16 protein-coding genes and 1 tRNA gene are annotated in these 16,396 nt (G+C 59.6%); 8 read left to right on the top strand and 9 right to left on the bottom strand.

Annotated features, from left to right (window positions below):
- Positions 1-368 precede the first annotated feature (368 nt).
- Positions 369-2,021, bottom strand: coding sequence for an electron transfer flavoprotein-ubiquinone oxidoreductase (locus ACQUTG_RS07425; protein ID WP_428918796.1), 1,653 nt, complete (start codon positions 2,019-2,021; stop codon positions 369-371).
- 417 nt (positions 2,022-2,438) lie between these two features.
- On the opposite strand from ACQUTG_RS07425, the gene ACQUTG_RS07420 reads away from it, so the two are divergent.
- Together ACQUTG_RS07420 and ACQUTG_RS07415 are read left to right on the top strand one after the other, a co-directional pair.
- Positions 2,439-3,188: an electron transfer flavoprotein subunit beta/FixA family protein gene (locus tag ACQUTG_RS07420; RefSeq protein WP_092005995.1), complete on the top strand. Its 750-nt coding sequence runs from the start codon at positions 2,439-2,441 to the stop codon at positions 3,186-3,188.
- Complete coding sequence (locus ACQUTG_RS07415) at positions 3,189-4,130, top strand: electron transfer flavoprotein subunit alpha/FixB family protein (RefSeq protein ID WP_113864172.1); 942 nt, start codon at positions 3,189-3,191, stop codon at positions 4,128-4,130.
- Between the two features lie 101 nt (positions 4,131-4,231).
- Here the strand turns inward: ACQUTG_RS07415 and ACQUTG_RS07410 are convergent, their stop codons facing one another.
- On the bottom strand, positions 4,232-4,618 hold the full coding sequence (locus ACQUTG_RS07410) for a DUF3775 domain-containing protein (protein WP_428918795.1): 387 nt from the start codon (positions 4,616-4,618) through the stop codon (positions 4,232-4,234).
- A gap of 61 nt (positions 4,619-4,679) precedes the next feature.
- Between ACQUTG_RS07410 and ACQUTG_RS07405 the strand changes: the two genes are divergently transcribed.
- Positions 4,680-5,792, top strand: coding sequence for a CapA family protein (locus ACQUTG_RS07405; RefSeq protein ID WP_428918794.1), 1,113 nt, complete (start codon positions 4,680-4,682; stop codon positions 5,790-5,792).
- 10 nt (positions 5,793-5,802) lie between these two features.
- Here ACQUTG_RS07405 and ACQUTG_RS07400 read toward each other — a convergent pair whose 3' ends face one another.
- A complete protein-coding gene (locus ACQUTG_RS07400) occupies positions 5,803-6,282 on the bottom strand; it encodes a hypothetical protein (RefSeq protein WP_428918793.1) in 480 nt (159 codons plus the stop codon).
- Positions 6,283-6,292: 10 nt separating this feature from the next.
- Positions 6,293-6,622 (bottom strand): hypothetical protein, encoded by a 330-nt coding sequence (locus tag ACQUTG_RS07395; protein ID WP_428918792.1) that lies wholly within the window; start codon positions 6,620-6,622, stop codon positions 6,293-6,295.
- A 203-nt stretch (positions 6,623-6,825) separates the two neighbouring features.
- On the opposite strand from ACQUTG_RS07395, the gene ACQUTG_RS07390 reads away from it, so the two are divergent.
- Positions 6,826-7,242: a hypothetical protein gene (locus ACQUTG_RS07390; protein ID WP_428918791.1), complete on the top strand. Its 417-nt coding sequence runs from the start codon at positions 6,826-6,828 to the stop codon at positions 7,240-7,242.
- A 31-nt stretch (positions 7,243-7,273) separates the two neighbouring features.
- Entirely contained in the window at positions 7,274-8,515 is a 1,242-nt protein-coding gene (locus ACQUTG_RS07385) for a saccharopine dehydrogenase family protein (protein WP_428918790.1), read from the top strand.
- A gap of 8 nt (positions 8,516-8,523) precedes the next feature.
- On the opposite strand, the gene cydC is transcribed toward ACQUTG_RS07385, so the two are convergent.
- From cydC to ACQUTG_RS07365, 4 genes are read right to left on the bottom strand one after another with little or no spacing between them, the layout of a single operon-like run.
- Positions 8,524-10,137, bottom strand: a complete 1,614-nt coding sequence (cydC, locus tag ACQUTG_RS07380) for a thiol reductant ABC exporter subunit CydC (RefSeq protein WP_428918789.1) — start codon at positions 10,135-10,137, stop codon at positions 8,524-8,526.
- Positions 10,130-11,821 carry a thiol reductant ABC exporter subunit CydD gene (gene cydD / locus ACQUTG_RS07375; protein ID WP_428918788.1) on the bottom strand — a complete coding sequence of 564 codons (1,692 nt, stop codon included), beginning with the start codon at positions 11,819-11,821 and terminating at the stop codon, positions 10,130-10,132. Before cydD ends, cydC begins: the two co-directional genes overlap by 8 nt.
- The gene (cydB, locus tag ACQUTG_RS07370) at positions 11,822-12,823 is read right to left on the bottom strand and encodes a cytochrome d ubiquinol oxidase subunit II (RefSeq protein WP_428918787.1); all 1,002 of its coding nucleotides are present in this window, start codon (positions 12,821-12,823) and stop codon (positions 11,822-11,824) included.
- Between the two features lie 2 nt (positions 12,824-12,825).
- On the bottom strand, positions 12,826-14,253 hold the full coding sequence (locus ACQUTG_RS07365; RefSeq protein ID WP_428918786.1) for a cytochrome ubiquinol oxidase subunit I: 1,428 nt from the start codon (positions 14,251-14,253) through the stop codon (positions 12,826-12,828).
- Between the two features lie 186 nt (positions 14,254-14,439).
- On the opposite strand from ACQUTG_RS07365, the gene ACQUTG_RS07360 reads away from it, so the two are divergent.
- The 3 genes from ACQUTG_RS07360 (at position 14,440) to ACQUTG_RS07350 (ending at position 16,060) form a co-directional block, all read left to right on the top strand.
- On the top strand, positions 14,440-15,069 hold the full coding sequence (locus ACQUTG_RS07360; RefSeq protein WP_428918785.1) for a class I SAM-dependent methyltransferase: 630 nt from the start codon (positions 14,440-14,442) through the stop codon (positions 15,067-15,069).
- A gap of 74 nt (positions 15,070-15,143) precedes the next feature.
- Positions 15,144-15,230, top strand: a tRNA-Leu gene (locus tag ACQUTG_RS07355).
- A 263-nt stretch (positions 15,231-15,493) separates the two neighbouring features.
- Entirely contained in the window at positions 15,494-16,060 is a 567-nt protein-coding gene (locus ACQUTG_RS07350) for a hypothetical protein (RefSeq protein ID WP_428918784.1), read from the top strand.
- Positions 16,061-16,062: 2 nt separating this feature from the next.
- Here ACQUTG_RS07350 and ACQUTG_RS07345 read toward each other — a convergent pair whose 3' ends face one another.
- Positions 16,063-16,344 (bottom strand): hypothetical protein, encoded by a 282-nt coding sequence (locus tag ACQUTG_RS07345; protein WP_428918783.1) that lies wholly within the window; start codon positions 16,342-16,344, stop codon positions 16,063-16,065.
- Positions 16,345-16,396: the final 52 nt, after the last annotated feature.

Below are 16,396 nucleotides of genomic sequence, written 5' to 3'. Positions count from 1 at the left end.
TTTCATCTGACCCCAAGTTAAAGCCTTCCCCAGATCCGGGCCTCATGGCAACGGGGTCTAATGAAAACTTTCATCTGACCCCAACTTAGAGCCTTCCCCCGGATCCGGGCCTCATGGCAGCGGGGTCTGATGAACACTTTCATCTGACCCCAACTTAAGGCCCGCCCCCGCCTTTGCGAAAAAAAACGGCCCCTTGTGGGCCGTTTTTTTGTGCCCGAGAGGAAGGGGTAGTTTGAAAATGGGGTCAGAAGAAGGCTTTCTTCAGACCCCGGAGTCATTCACGCCTCAGACCCCTCCCAAATTTCGGGCACAAAAAAGGGTCAGATGAACGCTTTCATCTGACCCTTGTTCACATCGAACTCCGAGCCTTACATGTTCGGATAGTTCGGGCCGCCGCCCCCTTCCGGGGTCACCCAGTTGATGTTCTGGGCAGGATCCTTGATGTCACAGGTCTTGCAGTGAACACAGTTCTGGGCGTTGATCTGGAATTTCTTGCCGCTGCCGTCTTCTGCTTCGACGACTTCGTATACGCCGGCCGGGCAGTAGCGCTGCGCGGGCTCGTCGTATTTCGGAAGGTTTTCCTTCAGCGGAATATCCGAATCGGTCAGCTTCAGGTGAACCGGCTGGTCTTCCTCGTGGTTGGTGTTGGAAATGAACACCGAGGACAGGCGGTCGAAGGTCAGTTTGTTATCCGGCTTCGGATAGCTGATCTTCTTGGCCTCGGACGCCGGTTTCAGGGTGGCGTAGTCCGGAGTTGTGTCGTGGAAGGTGATCGGCAGGCTGCCGCGCAGGATATTCTGCTCGAAGAAGGCGATGGCGCCGCCTACCACGTTGCCGAACTTGTGCATGGCCGGTCCGAAGTTACGCTCGGCATAGAGCTCCTTGTACAGCCAGCTCTCCTCGAAACGCTTCTGGAAACCGGTGATTTCCTCACCGCTTTTGCCTTCCTTCAGGGCTTCGAATACCGCTTCCGCGCCCAGCAGGCCGGACTTCATGGCGGTGTGGGAGCCCTTGATCTTGGAGCTGTTCAGGGTGCCGGCGTCACAGCCCAGCAGCAGGCCGCCCGGGAAGCTCATCTTCGGCAGCGCGTTGTAGCCACCTTTGGAAATCGCGCGGGCGCCGTAGGACACGCGCTTGCCGCCTTCCAGGTACTTGCTGATTTCCGGGTGCAGCTTCAGGCGCTGGAATTCCTCGAACGGGCTCAGGTGCGGGTTGCTGTAGGACAGATCGGTGATCAGGCCCACGTAAACCTGGCCGTTTTCCAGGTGGTACAGGAAGGAACCGCCGGTGGAGCCGGACTCGTTCAGCGGCCAGCCGGTGGTGTGGATGACCAGGCCGGGTTCGTGTTTGGCCGGATCGATGTCCCACAGCTCCTTGATACCGATGCCGTAGTGCTGCGGATCCTTGCCTTCGTCCAGTTTGAAGTCGTTGATCAGGCGCTTGCCCAGGTGGCCGCGACAACCCTCGGTGAACAGGGTGTACTTGGCGCGCAGCTCCATGCCCGGCATGTAGCCATCTTTCTCGGAACCGTCACGGGCCACGCCCATGTCACCGGTGATGATGCCCTTGACCTGGCCATCTTCAACAATGGTTTCGGCCGCGGCGAAGCCGGGGTAAACCTCAACACCCAACTGCTCGGCCTGCTCGGCCAGCCAGCGGCACAGGTTGCCCAGACTGATGATGTAGTTGCCATGGTTGTGCATGTTCTTGGGCACAAAGGCATTCGGGATCCTGGTGGCGTTTTCCTGGTTCTTCAGCAGGAAGATGTCATCCCGGGTGACCGGCGTGTTCAGGGGAGCGCCTTTCTCTTTCCAGTCCGGGAAGAGTTCGTTCAGGGCGGTGGGCTCGAATACGGTACCGGCGAGGATGTGCGCACCGATCTCGGACCCTTTTTCCACCACGCATACGGTCAGTTCTTCGCCGGCTTCCTGCGCCAGTTGCATGACGCGGCAGGCTGCCGACAGGCCCGCAGGGCCGCCGCCGACGATCAGAACATCAAATTCCATCGATTCGCGTTCCACGTTGGTCTCCTCAAACAGCTTCTATTGGATATTGTTTGCCCGCAGGCCGATTAACAGGGGCGTCATCATACCGGTAAAAATGCCTATAGACGACTGCCCCAAGCCGAATAACCCGGCCAATTTAACCGAAAGCATACCGCATTTGAGAAATCAAACAAACGTTTGTTTGAAATTCTCCGTAAGCTTTGGCATTGTACGTGTACACCGAAATATCGTGTGTTTTGAGTCGATTTTTAGTATCGTCTCATTGCCAATCCGGGTCAACACCGTCGAATTGGCTTTTAAAGCAGTCCCGGCGCGTCGTTTGAGGCTATTGATTCTGCTGACCATTGCCTCCATTATTAGTGCGCACTGAATTTCGGCAGGCTCCGCGGGGACTGCGAGTCATTAAACCCATCGTAGAAGAACGAGGAATCTATGAAGGTTCTGGTCGCTGTAAAACGAGTTATCGACTACAACGTGAAGGTGCGCGTCAAGCCGGACAACACCGGTGTTGACCTCGCCAACGTCAAGATGGCAATGAACCCGTTCTGCGAAATCGCTGTTGAAGAAGCGGTTCGTCTGAAAGAAAAGGGTGTTGCCAGTGAAATCGTGGTGGTTTCCATCGGCCCGAAGGCTGCACAGGAGCAAATCCGTACCGCTCTGGCCCTGGGTGCTGACCGTGGTATCCACGTCGAGACCGACGAAGAAGTCCAGTCTCTCGAAGCGGCCAAGCTGCTGAAGGCTGTTGTTGAGAAAGAAGAGCCGAAGCTGGTTATTCTCGGCAAGCAGTCCATCGATTCCGACAACAACCAGACTGGCCAGATGCTGGCCGCGCTGACCGGTATGGGTCAGGGCACCTTCGCTTCCGAAGTGGTTGTTGAGGGCGACAAGGTCAACGTAACCCGCGAGGTAGACGGTGGTCTGATGACCGTTTCCCTGAACCTGCCGGCGGTTGTCACCACTGACCTGCGTCTGAACGAGCCGCGTTACGCGTCTTTGCCGAACATCATGAAGGCCAAGAAGAAGCCGCTGGACAACATGAGCCCGGCCGACCTGGGTGTTGATGTTGCACCGCGCCTGTCCACCCTGAAAGTCGAAGCCCCGGCCGCGCGCCAGGCGGGTGTCAAGGTGGCTGACGTAGCTGAGCTGGTCGATAAACTGAAGAACGAAGCGAAGGTGATCTAAATGAGCATCCTGGTAATTGCTGAACACGACAACAGCAGCCTGAAGCAGGCTACCCTGAATGTTGTAGCGGCTGCCAAGGCCATTGGCGGTGACATCGACGTATTGGTTGCCGGCGAGAACTGTGGTGCCGTTGCCGAAGCTGCTGCCAAGGCCGAGGGCGTGAACAAGGTTCTGGTTGCCGATAATGCAGCTTATGGTCACTTCCTGGGTGAAAACCTGGGTGAGCTGGTTGCCGAAGTAGGTAAGGGCTACAGCCACATCCTGGCCGCCGCTGGCACCGTGGGCAAAGACTTCATGCCGCGTGTTGCTGCGCTGCTGGACGTTGCCCAGGTTTCCGACATCATGCGTGTTGAATCCGAGGACACCTTCGTTCGCCCGATCTACGCGGGTAACGCCATTGCCACTGTGAAATCCAGTGACAGCATCAAGGTGGTTACGGTTCGTCCCACGGCCTTTGATCCGGTTGCTGGCGAAGGTGGCTCCGCTGCTGTCGAACAGCTGGACGTTGTTAAAGACGCCGGTTTGTCCCAGTTCGTAAACGAAGAGCTGGCCAAATCCGATCGTCCTGATCTGGCAAGCGCCGGTATCGTTGTTTCCGGTGGTCGCGGCATGCAGAACGGCGACAACTTCAAGATGCTGGAGCAGGTAGCCGATCTGATGGGTGCCGCTGTTGGCGCATCCCGTGCTGCTGTTGACGCCGGTTTCGTACCGAACGACATGCAGGTTGGCCAGACCGGTAAGATTGTGGCACCGCAGCTGTACATCGCCGTGGGCATTTCCGGTGCCATCCAGCACCTGGCCGGTATGTCTGACTCCAAGGTGATCGTTGCGATCAACAAGGACGAAGAAGCCCCGATCTTCCAGGTGGCCGATTATGGCCTGGTCGCGGACCTGTTCGAAGCGGTTCCGCAGCTGGAAGAAGAGCTGAAGAAAGTTCTGTAACTTTCTGAGAAGCTAGTAAAAAAGGCGCCTCAGGGCGCCTTTTTTATTGCCTGCACAAAGTTGCAGTCGAGTGTTTGTCTTTTCCGGGAAACCCGCAAGCGTTACTCGTCGCAGGAATATCCCATCAGGGACAGCCCCTCGAGCAGGTAGTCCGGTAACAGGGGGTGGGCGATCAGGTAATCGGCGGTTGTATCGTTCGATGCATCCGAGGCATAGGCCAATGCCTCCTCCCATTCCTCAAGACTGTAGTCGCCCCGGCCGAGCCACAAGAGCGCGACCACTTGCTGCTGCTGGTCCGGTTCCAGGTCGGTAATCACCGCGCGGAACTCCTCCAGAGTGGAATCTCCGGCGTGGGAGGCGAGCATCTGGACGTGCCAGTCTTCGCTGGCATCACCGGAGTCGGTAGGTATGACGACCTGTTCCTGGGCATGAAATTCCCGCGCCAGCTGGACCAGATGGCAAACGGTATCCGGGTTGACGTCGAGCATGAGCGATCCCTCCAATGATCATTCATCGTCTACTTTATAGACAATAGCTGATGGATGGACGATGAAAAAGCAACCGCTGAAACTCTTTCTGGCCGGTGACGTGATGACCGGGAGAGGCATAGACCAGATCATGCCCGTTCCTTCACAACCGAGGCTTTATGAACCCTGTGTGATCGATGCGCGGGACTATGTCGCCCTGGCTGAAAGGAACGCCGGCCCGATTCCCGGGAAGGTTGCCGGTGACTATATCTGGGGTGATGCCTTGGCAGAGCTGGACCGGTTCAGCCCTGACGTACGTATCGTCAACCTTGAGACCAGTGTCACTACCGCTGGTAAGCCCTGGCCCGGCAAAGGAATCCACTATCGAATGCACCCGGACAACCTGGCCTGTCTGTTGGCGGCGCGCCTGGACGTGTGTGGCCTGGCCAACAACCACGTACTCGACTGGGGGCGGGAAGGACTTGCGGAAACACTGAAGGTGCTCCATGGCGCAGGCCTGCTCACGCCCGGCGCCGGCCTGGACGAGGCGGAAGCCCAATCTCCGGCAGCGTTCCGGCTTACCGGCGGAGGCAGGCTATTGGTGGTTGCGTGCGGGCTGTCGTCCAGCGGTATCCCCGAAGACTGGGCGGCGGGTCCCGGCCGCAGTGGCGTGTTCCTGCTCCCGGGTCCCGACAACCGGTCGGTCAAAGCAATCGCCCGGATCATCGAGCAGGCCAGGCAACCGGGTGACCGTGTTCTGGTTTCGGTGCACTGGGGCGGCAACTGGGGCTACTACGTGGAGGACGAGGAGCGGTTGTTCGCCCACCGGCTGATCGAGGAGGCTGGTGTGGATGTGGTTCACGGACACTCCTCCCACCATCCTCGCGGGATTGAGGTGTGGCACGGCCGCTTGATTCTTTATGGTTGCGGGGACCTGATCAATGACTATGAGGGCATTCGCGGTTACGAGGGATTCCGCCCGGAATTATCGCTGCTGTACCTGCCGACGATTGATGCCGATACCGGTCTGCTGGAAAGTCTTCATATGGTCCCGATGCGCATGGAGCGGTTCCGGTTGAACCACGCCAACGAGGCGGAGGCGGCCTGGCTGCAGGGTCGGCTGAATGAGGTCTTGCGGGACTCGGGAACCGCACTGGACAAGACCCCTGACGGTTCGTTCGAACTAGCCTGGTAGCTGGCCGGGCCTACCCGGAGTGGTCGTCGCTGTTCCGGGGCCGTCGGGTGTGGCGGGAGATGATGCGTTTCTCGACCTTACTGATAATGAGGGTATCCGCGAGGATGTGCAGGGCCCGGTTGGTCGTTCGAACGGCGCTGTAAATCTCGCTACTGGTCTGATCATGGGTTGTCCGGGCCTTCCTGGCACTTTTTCTGAAGTCCTCGTCCCTTGAAAACAGATCAATCAGTCCGAATGTGGTGCTCGAAAGGGTCTTGTGCACCTTCTCCACGGCGCTGGTACCGCCGGAGACAGTTTCTTCCAGAAGTTTCGTCCGGTTACGGACTTCCATCAGGTCCATCCGGCGCTTCTGAATGGCACTGCGGGCCGCTACCCGGCGGGTGTTGACCCGCCTGAGCAGAACGCGGCAGACCTGCAGTTGCCTGAAAACCAGCGCCAGCGCAACGGCCGCGACCAGCAGGAGAGGGAGCGTAAGCAGTTCAGTTACCATGCCCGGAACCTCAGCGGTATTCGAGCTGCATGTAAACGTCGATTTCCCGTTCCTGCAGCTCCTGTTCGAGCTCTTTCATGACTTCCTGGTACACCATCTTGCTAACCATGACCGGCAACCGGTCGGCCAGCATGCGGGCAGAGCGGGATTCGCGCTTGGCGACGGCAATCGGGTCGATCACTTTGAGCGTAAGCACCAGTTCCGGATCGCCACCGGATTCATCAATCCTGTCCTGCTCCATGATCCGGCGTATGACTTTCCTCTGCTCAAGGATCTGCCAGTAGAGAAAGCCGCTGAACAGCACCAGGATAACGCTGAGAACCAGTAATAATATGAGCAACGGAGGCCTCCAGCTTGGTTTTCGGGGTCAGCGGCCAGTGTGCAGCAACCGGAAAGCCAAACGATTGGCCGAGCCGACGGGACCCGGAAAGAAACTCGGAAACTGGAAGCAATGCACAAAGCTGCTACCTTGATTTGCAGCTGTTGCGTCATATTCGGAGAATCAATCGGTTAGCGGAACTTCATCATAAAAGGAACCCAGCAATGGTCTGGATCAAGGCGTTTATAGCCGGATTTCTGGCAACACTGATTTTTCACCAGGGACTGTTCATGGTGTTTTACCTAGCAGGCATGGTGCCCAATGAGCCATTCAACATGTCGCCGGTACCACCTTTTGGCGTCCCTCAAATCGTCTCCCTGGCTTTCTTTGGTGGCCTGTGGGGAATGGTGCTCTGGTTGATCCTGGGGAGACTGGCGGGAATCGGGTTCTGGCTCGGACACATCCTGCTGGGCGCCCTGGCGCCGACTGCAGTCGCCATGCTCGTGGTGTTTCCTCTCAAAGGTCTGGAAGTTACCGCCCAGACCTGGACAGGCGGCCTGTTACTCAACGGATTCTGGGGGTTGGGCGTTGCCATTCTGATGCGCCTGATGGGCACCCGCCCGAACGCCTCAGCTCCATAATCAATTTCTGAATGCAAGGAGAGGAACTCCGATGGTAAAAACAACGAATACCCGTTATGACCTCGTCGTTTTCGGGGCCACCAGTTTTGTCGGGCAGATTCTTACCCGCTACCTGTTCGAGACCTACGGTGTCGGCCAATCGGTCAACTGGGCCATTGCCGGCCGTTCCAGCCATAAGCTGGAAGGGGTGAAGAGCGAGCTGGGTAACAAGGCCAACGATCTTCCGGTCATCCTCGCAGACGTGTCGGATCAAGGCTCCCTGGAAGCCCTGTGTGGCCAGACCCGGGCGGTGATTTCCACCGTCGGCCCCTACGCCCTGTATGGTGAGCCGATGGTGCAGGCCTGTGTCCGCTCCGGTACCGACTACTGCGATCTGACTGGAGAGGTCCAGTGGATTCGCAAGATGATCGAACGGTACGAGGAGGAAGCCAAATCCTCCGGCGCCCGTATCGTCCACTGCTGTGGTTTCGACTCGATTCCCTCCGATCTCGGTGTCTGGTACCTGCAGCAGCAGGCCGAGGAGACCTTCGGAGCCCCCTGCAAGGATGTCCGCATGCGGGTCAAGGCCGCCAAGGGCGGGCTGTCCGGGGGAACCGTGGCGTCGATGATCAATATCGCAAAAGAAGCGGGCTCCGATCCGGCGCTGCGTAAGGAACTGGCCAATCCCTTTTCCATCAGCCCCTCGGAACACCGCTCGCAAACCCGTCAGCCGAGCCTGAAAACCGCCGAGTTCGACAAGGACTTTCAGGTCTGGCTGGCGCCGTTCGTGATGGGGGCCATTAACACCCGTGTCGTGCACCGTTCCAACGCCCTCCAGGATGCAGGCTACGGCAAGGAATTCACGTACGACGAAGCAATGATGACCGGTCGGGGCCTGAAGGGCAGGGCCAGTGCCTACGCAATGACGGCGGCGCTGGGAACTTTCTTCACCGCCTCTGCCATCAAGCCCACCCGGTGGCTGGTGGAGAAATTGGTGCCCAAACCCGGTGAGGGCCCGAGCCCTGAAGAGCAGCGTACCGGGTTTTTCGATATCCGCTTTGTCGGTCGCACCGAAGATGGCAAGACCATGATCACCAAGGTGACCGGCGATCGCGATCCGGGTTATGGCTCCACCGCCAAGATGCTCGGGGAAGCCGGTATGTGCCTGGCCTTTGATGTGCCCGCAGACAAGCCCGGAGGCTTCTGGACACCCGCATCGTTGCTCGACGGGGACCTGTTGAAGCGGCTGACCGAAAAAGCGGGCCTGACCTTCGAGGTGGTCGAAACCCGCTAGGACGGTCATTACTCCAGATGGATCACGCGGTCGGTGGCCGGCAGGGCCTCCGATCCGTGGGCCAGGCTGATCACCGATTTCCCCTCCAGCCAGCGTTCCAGGCGTTTGCTGATGCGGGTTCTGGTGTCCGCGTCCAGCCCGGTAAACGGTTCGTCCAGGATCACCAGTGGCGCCGGGTTCAGCAGGACCCGCGCCAGCGCCACCCGGCGGGCCTCTCCGCCGGAAAGGCGGCTCCCGGTATTCCCCAGCCAGGTATCCAGTTGCTCCGGTTCCCGGGCAAACCGGTCCCCCAGCTCCACCAGTTCAAGTACCTGCCACAACTCCGCATCGGTAGCCGCCGGGTTCCCCAGCACCAGATTCGCCCGCAAGGTGTCGTCAAACAGCATTGTCTGCTGGGTCAGGTAGATACAAGGTTGCCGGGCAAGTTCGCCCCGGGATGGGGGCTGCAGGCCGGCCAGGGTATCGGCCAGGGACGATTTACCGCTGCCGGAGCGGCCCAGGATACCGACCCGTTCGCTCCGGGCGAGGGTAAGGTCGAAATGGGTAAGAACAGGCGCGAACCCCACGTGCCGAACGGCAATATCCCTGGCCACCAGGGCAAGATCGTCAGCCGGCGCCGGTATTTCGGCCTTCCCGTCCTCACCGGGTGGCGCTGCATCCCGGTTCAGGCGGGCGGCGGCGGAGACCGTACTGCCAAGCTTGCCGAAGGCTTCCGGCAGCATGGAATAAACCTCTGCCAGCCCCAGGATCGCGATCGGAAGCAGCACCAGCACGGGGCCCGAGATGGCACCGGTCTCAAACAGGCTGTAGCCGGCCCAGAGTGCAAACACAGCGCACAGATTGATCAGCAGGTGGCTGATGGCCTGGTGCCAGCCAACCCTGGAGTCTACCTCAACCTGCTCTGAGTTCATCTGGTGAGCCTGCCGAAGCAGCCAGGCCCCGTGCCGCCCGGTGCGCCCGGCAGCACGCAGTTCCGCGAAGCCTTCAATGTGCTCGACCACCGCGGTGCGCAGCTCCTCTTGACGATCGGCCTGGCGATAGGAGGGGGCGCGGGTACGAACATAGACGGCGACAGTTGCGAGCACGAAGGCGAGGGCGGTGATGACAAGCAGACCCAGCGCTACGGCGCCATTGAACAGCACCCAGGCGAGCAAGGCCACCAGCAGGGTGATAACCCCGGCCAGGGCGGTGGGCGCAATGACCCTGAGGTAAATGGTATCCAGGGCATCCACATCGCTGGTCAGGCGCGAGAGCCACTGGGCGCCGGAGAGTTTCGACTGCCCGGTTCGGTTCGCTCCGGCCAGTTTGCGGAAGAGCGCCACCCGGATGTCCGTGAGCAGCCGCAATACGGTATCGTGGTTGTAGACCCGCTCCAGATACCGGGCCACCGTTCGGGAGACCGCAAAGAACCGTATGCCGCCGCCGGGCACATACAGGTTGACCGCCACCTGGGTGCCGGCGGCAAGCAGGATGCCGGCAAGAGCCGTGTCTGTGATAAACCACCCGGACAGCGCCAGCAGACCGATGCCGGATGCCAGGGTCGCCAGAATCAGCACCCCGCCCAGCATCAGTCGCCAGGGGCGCTGGAAGATCAGGGCAAGCCAGGGCGTCAGTTCACGCATTGGCAACCTCCCCGCAGTCGACGGTCAGAACGCGATCTGCAAGGGTCAGCAGGGCGTGGTGATGGGTCGAGAAGATCAGGGTCTTGCCCGCCTCGGACAGCTTGCGAAGGCTCTCCAGAATGAAGATCTCACTGGCTGAATCCAGCCCGGCAGTGGGTTCGTCCAGCAGAATCAGGTCGTAGTCCGCCAGGAAGATCCGGGCCAGGCTGAGACGCCGGGCCTGGCCACCGGACAGACCCCGGCCCTGATCCGACACCGCGCTGTAGATACCGTCCTCCCGGCTGTCCACCAGATCGCCAAGGCCGACCCGGCGGAGTGCCGCGTCAATGGCAATGTCGGAAGCGTCCGGGGAGGTGAGCCGGAGATTATCGGCCCAGGTTCCGTGAACGAGGAAACCCTTCTGGCCCAGCCAGCCAAAACCGGCTTTACCCGGCCCCTGGCCAAGGACCCGGATCTCCCCCGAGTCCGGCGCCAGAAAACCGGCCAACAGATAGAGCAGGGTGGATTTGCCGCCGCCGGACGGGCCGGTCAGGGCCACGGCGTGGCCTTTTTTGATCTCCAGGTTCAAATCACTGAACCAGGGGCTAGCTTCGCCCGGGTGGGTATAGTTCACGTGATCGAGGGTAATGAGGTTGGCCGGCCCGGCAGTGCCGGGGGCGGGCGGCTCCGATTTCACTTCCGGGCTGGTGGCCGGGTAGTGCTGCAGCCGGGCGAGTATTTCGGTACCGGCACCCAGCGCCGCCGCCCGGTCGTGGTAGTACTGGGACAGCGTTCGCAGCGGCTGGAAGAATTCCGGCGCCAAAAGCAGGATCAGCAAGCCGGTGAACAGGGTAAGCTCATCGGCGGGGCCAAAGCTGATATAGCCCAGCAAACCAAAGCCGATATAAATGGCGATCACCGCAATCGCCACTGACGCGAAGAATTCCAGGACCGCGGAGGAAAGAAACGCAATCTTCAGGGTCTTCATGGTGACCACCCGGTAGCGGTCCGAACGGCGGGCAAGGAGGTCTGCGGCGGACTCGGTCTGGCCGAACAGCTGAAGGGTGGTGAGACCGCGCACCTTGTCCAGGAACTGACCGGACAGCCGGCTGATGGTCTCGAAGTGCTGCTGGTTCAGCTTCTCCGCGCCCATTCCCACCAGGGCCATGAACAGGGGAATCAGCGGTGCGGACAGCAACAGAAAGACTGCGGCCAGCCAGTCCAGCCAGAACACCAGTGCCAGTATGAGCAGGGGCACGATCACCGAGAGCTGCATCTGGGGCAGGAACCTGGCGTAGTAGCCGTGCAGGGCTTCCACATGGTCAATCCATTCCCGGGCAAGCGCCCCGGCGGACTCCTGGCCCATGGCCACCGGGCCGGCCGCCTGCCAATGCCGGTGAATCTGGCGGCGGGCGGTCCGGCGGACCCGCTTGCTGCACTGGGCCGCCAGGCGGGTTTGCAGCCCCTGGAACAGCGCACGGATGACAAGGGTAATGATCAGGGCGACAAATAGCCGGGTCAGTTCTGAGGCCGCGACGCCCTCGATCACTCCGAGGTGAACGATGCGGGCCAGCAGGACCATCTGCACGATGGTCGCAATGCCGGCCAGGGTGCCGCTCACGACGGCACCCTGCACCCACCGACGATTGCCGGCGGCAAGCTCCGTGAGCCAGCGGCGAACGTTTCGCTGCTCCGGAGCTGTCACTTAGTGATATCCCTCACCAGCCCGCACTTTGCCGCGGAAGACCCAGTAGGTCCAGGCGGTGTAGGTGATCACGATGGGCACCACCAGCAGCGTCCCCAGCAGCAGAAACATCTGGGAGCCGTAGGCCGAGGCGGCATCCCACAGGGTGTACTCCGGCGGTACCACATACGGCCAGCGGCTGACCACCAGGCCCAGGTAGGTGGTGATGAACAGCCCCATGGTGGCCACAAACGGCATGCCCTCGAAGCGGTTGCGCACCGACCGGAAGATCTGGAACGCACACAGCAGGGTCAGCACCGGCAGGACCCAGATCACGGTCAGGTTGGAGAACCAGCGCTCGCGCACCAGGTCATCCACGAACGGCGTCCACACACTGATGATGCCGAAGACGATCAGCACCGCCGCCAGCAGTGGCAGGGTGATTCGGTACGCCCATTCCTGCAGCCGTCCTTCGGTCTTCATGATCAGCCAGGTGGAACCCAGCAGAGAGTAACCGGCCAGCATGCCCAGGCCGGTCAGGACGGTGAACGGTGTCAGCCAGTCCAGCGCGCCGCCAACGTAAACGCCGTCAACGGTATTGAAGCCCTGGATGTAGGCACCGACCACCGCGCCCTGGGCGAAGGACGCCACGGTGGAACCGCCGGCAAAGGCCCAGTTCCACAGGTACCGGGAGGTGCGGGCCTTGAACCGGAACTCGAAGGCCACGCCACGGAAGATCAGGCCGGCCAGCAGCAGGAACACGCCGATGTACAGCGCCGGCAGGAAAATGGTGTAGACCATCGGGAAGGCGGCCAGCAGGCCGGCACCGCCCAGCACCAGCCAGGTCTCGTTGCCGTCCCACACCGGGGCCACCGAGTTCATCATGGTGTCCCGGTCACCCTCACTCGGGGCGAACGGGAACAGGATGCCCACACCGAGGTCGAAGCCGTCCATCAGCACATACATGATGATGCCGAAGCCGATAATAAATGCCCAGATCAGGGGCAGATCGAACAGTTCCATAATCAGTGACCTCCCTGCTTGGCCGGGTTGCGGTGTTTGTCTTCGCCGTATTCGAACGGTACATGAGCCGCGGAAAGCGGTCGTGCCGGACGATCGGCTTCGTGCTCTTCGTCATCCTGGTCTTCCAGACCCACGTACAGCACCCGCATCAGGTAGTAGACCCCGGCGGAGAACACCAGCGCATAAACCACGATGTAGCCAATCAGGGTGAACAGCGCCATGCCCCCGGTGAGGGACGGCGTTACCGCCGCAGCCTGATCCATGATGCCGTACACCAGCCACGGGGCCCGGCCCACTTCGGTGACGAACCAGCCGGTCAGCACGGCAATGAACGGGGCAATGCTCATCACCCGCAGCACCTGCAGGAACCAGGTGGACTGGAAGTAACGGCCATCGCGACGCAGCGCCAGGCCGGTCAGGCCCACCAGGATCATCAGGGTGCCGATACCCACCATGATCCGGAACGACCAGAACACGATGGCCACCGGCGGCTGTTCCGCCCGGGGCACGTCCTTGAGGCCCGGCACCACCCCGTCCCACTCGTGGGTCAGGATCATACTGGCCAGGCTGGGAATGCCGATCTCGAAATGGTTGGTCTGGGCCTCCTGGTCCGGAATGGCGAACAGCAGCAGGGGCACGTTGGAGGAGGTTTCCCAGTTGCCTTCCATCGCGGCCACCTTGGTGGGCTGATGTTCCAGGGTGCTCAGGCCGTGGAAGTCCCCCACCACCAGCTGGGCCGGGGCGATGAACAGAATCAGCCACAGGCACATGGACAGCGCCTTGCGGTTGGCTTCCACCTCCCGGCCACGGAGGATGTACCAGGCACTGACGCCGGCCACCACAAAGCTGCCGGTGAGGAACGAGGCCAGGCCCATGTGCATGAAGCGGTACGGGAAGGACGGATTGAAGATCGCTTCACTCCAGGAGGTGACATGGAACACGCCATCAATCAGCTCGAAGCCGGCCGGGGTCTGCATCCAGCTGTTGGCCGAGAGAATCCAGAACGACGAGATGAAGGTGCCGGTGGCCACCATGATGGCGGCGAACAGGTGCACCCCGGCCGGAACCTTGTTGCGGCCAAACAACAGAACGCCCAGGAACGCGGCTTCCAGGAAGAACGCCGTGATCACCTCATAGCTGAGTACCGGCCCGAGGAAGTTGGCGGTGGCCTGGGCAAAATTGCTCCAGTTGGTACCGAACTGGAACGACATCACGATGCCCGAGACAACGCCCATGCCGAAGACCACGGCAAAGACCTTGGTCCAGAAGCCCGAGAGCTTCAGCCACACCGGATTGCCGGTCTTGAAGCCCAGGGCTTCCAGTACCGCAATATAGGAGGCCAAACCGATGGTAAAGACAGGAAAGATGGCGTGAAATGACACCACAAACGCGAACTGGATTCGCGATAGTAAGAGGGGATCTAGTTCCATGGGAACCTCCGGTAAACCCACACATCACAATTAGAGCGAGCGCCACTGTCTCGCCCAGCCGCTGCCTTAGCTCATATTGTTATGTTGTAATTACCGGCAGATGAATACCATGCTACCCAATAGCACGGTAAAACCGATAGGGCAGATTGTCGCACCGCTTGATTTATAACAATTATGGTGACACCAATGAGCTTTTACGAAGACCGGATACTCCCACACATCATAGACAAGGCCTGCTCCATGGGCCAGGTGATGAAGTTGCGAAGCCAGGTGGTGCCACAAGCGCGGGGAACCGTGCTGGAAGTGGGCATGGGATCGGCCATAAACCTGGAGTTCTACGACACCGACAAAGTCGATCTGGTCTACGGCCTGGAACCCTCGGAAGGCATGCGCCGAAAAGCCCAGCCGAACCTGCAGCGCTCGAACATCAAGGTCGAGTGGCTGGACCTGTCCGGTGAAAAGATCCCGCTCGAGGACAACACCATCGACACCGTGCTGCTCACTTTCACCCTGTGCACCATTCCGGACTGGCACGCCGCGCTGCAGCAGATGAAACGCGTCCTCAAACCGGGCGGCGAACTGATCTTCCTGGAGCACGGAGAATCCGACCATCACGGCGTAAAAAAATGGCAGCACCGCATCACCCCGGCCTGGAAAAAAGTCGCCGGCGGCTGCCACCTGAACCGGCACATCGCCGACCTCATCCGCGAAGCCGGCTTCGAGATCCGGGAACTGGAAAACCTCTACATCCCGAGCGCTCCGAAGATCGCCGGTTACATCTACAAGGGCAGGGCAGTGAAGCCAGCGGAAGCCTGACGGCACCCGGATTCAGAATTGCGTTACGGCACATGGCCTTATACAATTCTGCCCCTCAAAACCTCCCTCCGAATGCCCGGATGGTGAAATTGGTAGACACAAGAGACTTAAAATCTCTCGGCCGCAAGGCCGTGCCGGTTCGATTCCGGCTCCGGGCACCATTAAAATCAATCGGTTAGCGCAATTTCGAGGGATCTAAAACTTATTCAAAATTTCTGGTGCAGCACTGGTGCATCAGTTTGAGAAAATTTAACCGCTCGCAAGGAGTGCCAAGCGGTCGCGCCACCTGCCGGAAATGGTGGGACTGTCAGGAGAGACTGACGCCCAGAGCTTTCGCTTCCATAGTCTGCCTAGAGTAAGCTACCTTCCTTTCAATCCAGCGAACGATTTTTCAACTCGGGGTAATTGCGTGGGTCTAACTTTGGTGACAGATATCATTGTATCCTCAGCCGCAATAATCACGGCTGCGACAGCGATTTACGGCGTGTTTAGTTGGAAGCACGAATTGAAAGCCCAAACAGCCCACAAGCAGGCAGTGGCTTTAAAAGTTAGCGCGCGTCGACTGCAGAAGGCGCTAGATGCATTTCGCGATGATCGGTTTTTCCCTACAGAGTATCCAGACAACTATATATGGGCTGAGGCGCCAGACTATATAAGCGAGGGAAAAGTGCTCGCTTATATATATGAGAACAGACTTCGTAAGCTATCTTCTGCGTTTGACTCTTTCGAGCAAACGGCTATCGAAGCTGAAGCGGTTTTGGGAAAAGAACTAAGGCCACTCCTCGAACAACTTTCTATGGTGCACATAAGCGCCGAAACCTGCTTTCGGAGACTCGCGCCCAGTTTTGAAGGCTTTTTTAATCCTAAAGATGAGTTCGAAGTAGCTGCCAAGCAATTTCTGTATGCAGATAAAGACGGCGATGATCTGAGGTCGAAGGATTACGAAAGACAATTCAGAAACCTAGAGAAGTTTTTAAACAGGTTCCTTTGATATCACTCGCGTTCACACCAGCGAATAAACGATTCACTCACGTACTCCGGGTCTAAGTCATTCCACCAGGCAAAGCGGCGCGTGATCGGACCGCACTCCACAACGTCGTCGAACGCTTCCTGTAGATCATGGCCGACGGCCCCGGGCTGATACAACTTGCCGAGCCAGCACGCGCACGCGTCGCCAATCAGATTAGCCAGTGCGGCACGCCAAAGGCGCTGATAGCCGTCATGGGCTTCGGCTTTAATCAGTGTGGGCTCAATTTCGGGAGGTAGTGCAGACATAACGGGGCACTCCAGGAAGGGGAAAATAAGCCGCCCCGAAGGGCGGCCCCGG

The organism is Marinobacter sp. DUT-1, from assembly GCF_050379415.1.
Classification (GTDB): domain Bacteria; phylum Pseudomonadota; class Gammaproteobacteria; order Pseudomonadales; family Oleiphilaceae; genus Marinobacter.
The sequence above is the reverse complement of the archived record's forward strand: the minus strand, read 5'-3'. Positions and strand labels throughout refer to the sequence as shown.

Bases quoted from the DNA above. Each gene is read 5' to 3' on its own strand.
- ACQUTG_RS07420 (WP_092005995.1), top strand. From the start codon at position 2,439: ATGAAGGTTCTGGTCGCTGTAAAACGAGTTATCGACTACAACGTGAAG.
- ACQUTG_RS07415 (WP_113864172.1), top strand. From the start codon at position 3,189: ATGAGCATCCTGGTAATTGCTGAACACGACAACAGCAGCCTGAAGCAG.
- ACQUTG_RS07410 (WP_428918795.1), bottom strand. From the start codon at position 4,618: ATGCTCGACGTCAACCCGGATACCGTTTGCCATCTGGTCCAGCTGGCG.
- ACQUTG_RS07405 (WP_428918794.1), top strand. From the start codon at position 4,680: ATGAAAAAGCAACCGCTGAAACTCTTTCTGGCCGGTGACGTGATGACC.
- ACQUTG_RS07400 (WP_428918793.1), bottom strand. From the start codon at position 6,282: ATGGTAACTGAACTGCTTACGCTCCCTCTCCTGCTGGTCGCGGCCGTT.
- ACQUTG_RS07390 (WP_428918791.1), top strand. From the start codon at position 6,826: ATGGTCTGGATCAAGGCGTTTATAGCCGGATTTCTGGCAACACTGATT.
- ACQUTG_RS07385 (WP_428918790.1), top strand. From the start codon at position 7,274: ATGGTAAAAACAACGAATACCCGTTATGACCTCGTCGTTTTCGGGGCC.
- cydC (WP_428918789.1), bottom strand. From the start codon at position 10,137: ATGCGTGAACTGACGCCCTGGCTTGCCCTGATCTTCCAGCGCCCCTGG.
- cydB (WP_428918787.1), bottom strand. From the start codon at position 12,823: ATGGAACTGTTCGATCTGCCCCTGATCTGGGCATTTATTATCGGCTTC.
- ACQUTG_RS07365 (WP_428918786.1), bottom strand. From the start codon at position 14,253: ATGGAACTAGATCCCCTCTTACTATCGCGAATCCAGTTCGCGTTTGTG.
- ACQUTG_RS07360 (WP_428918785.1), top strand. From the start codon at position 14,440: ATGAGCTTTTACGAAGACCGGATACTCCCACACATCATAGACAAGGCC.
- ACQUTG_RS07345 (WP_428918783.1), bottom strand. From the start codon at position 16,344: ATGTCTGCACTACCTCCCGAAATTGAGCCCACACTGATTAAAGCCGAA.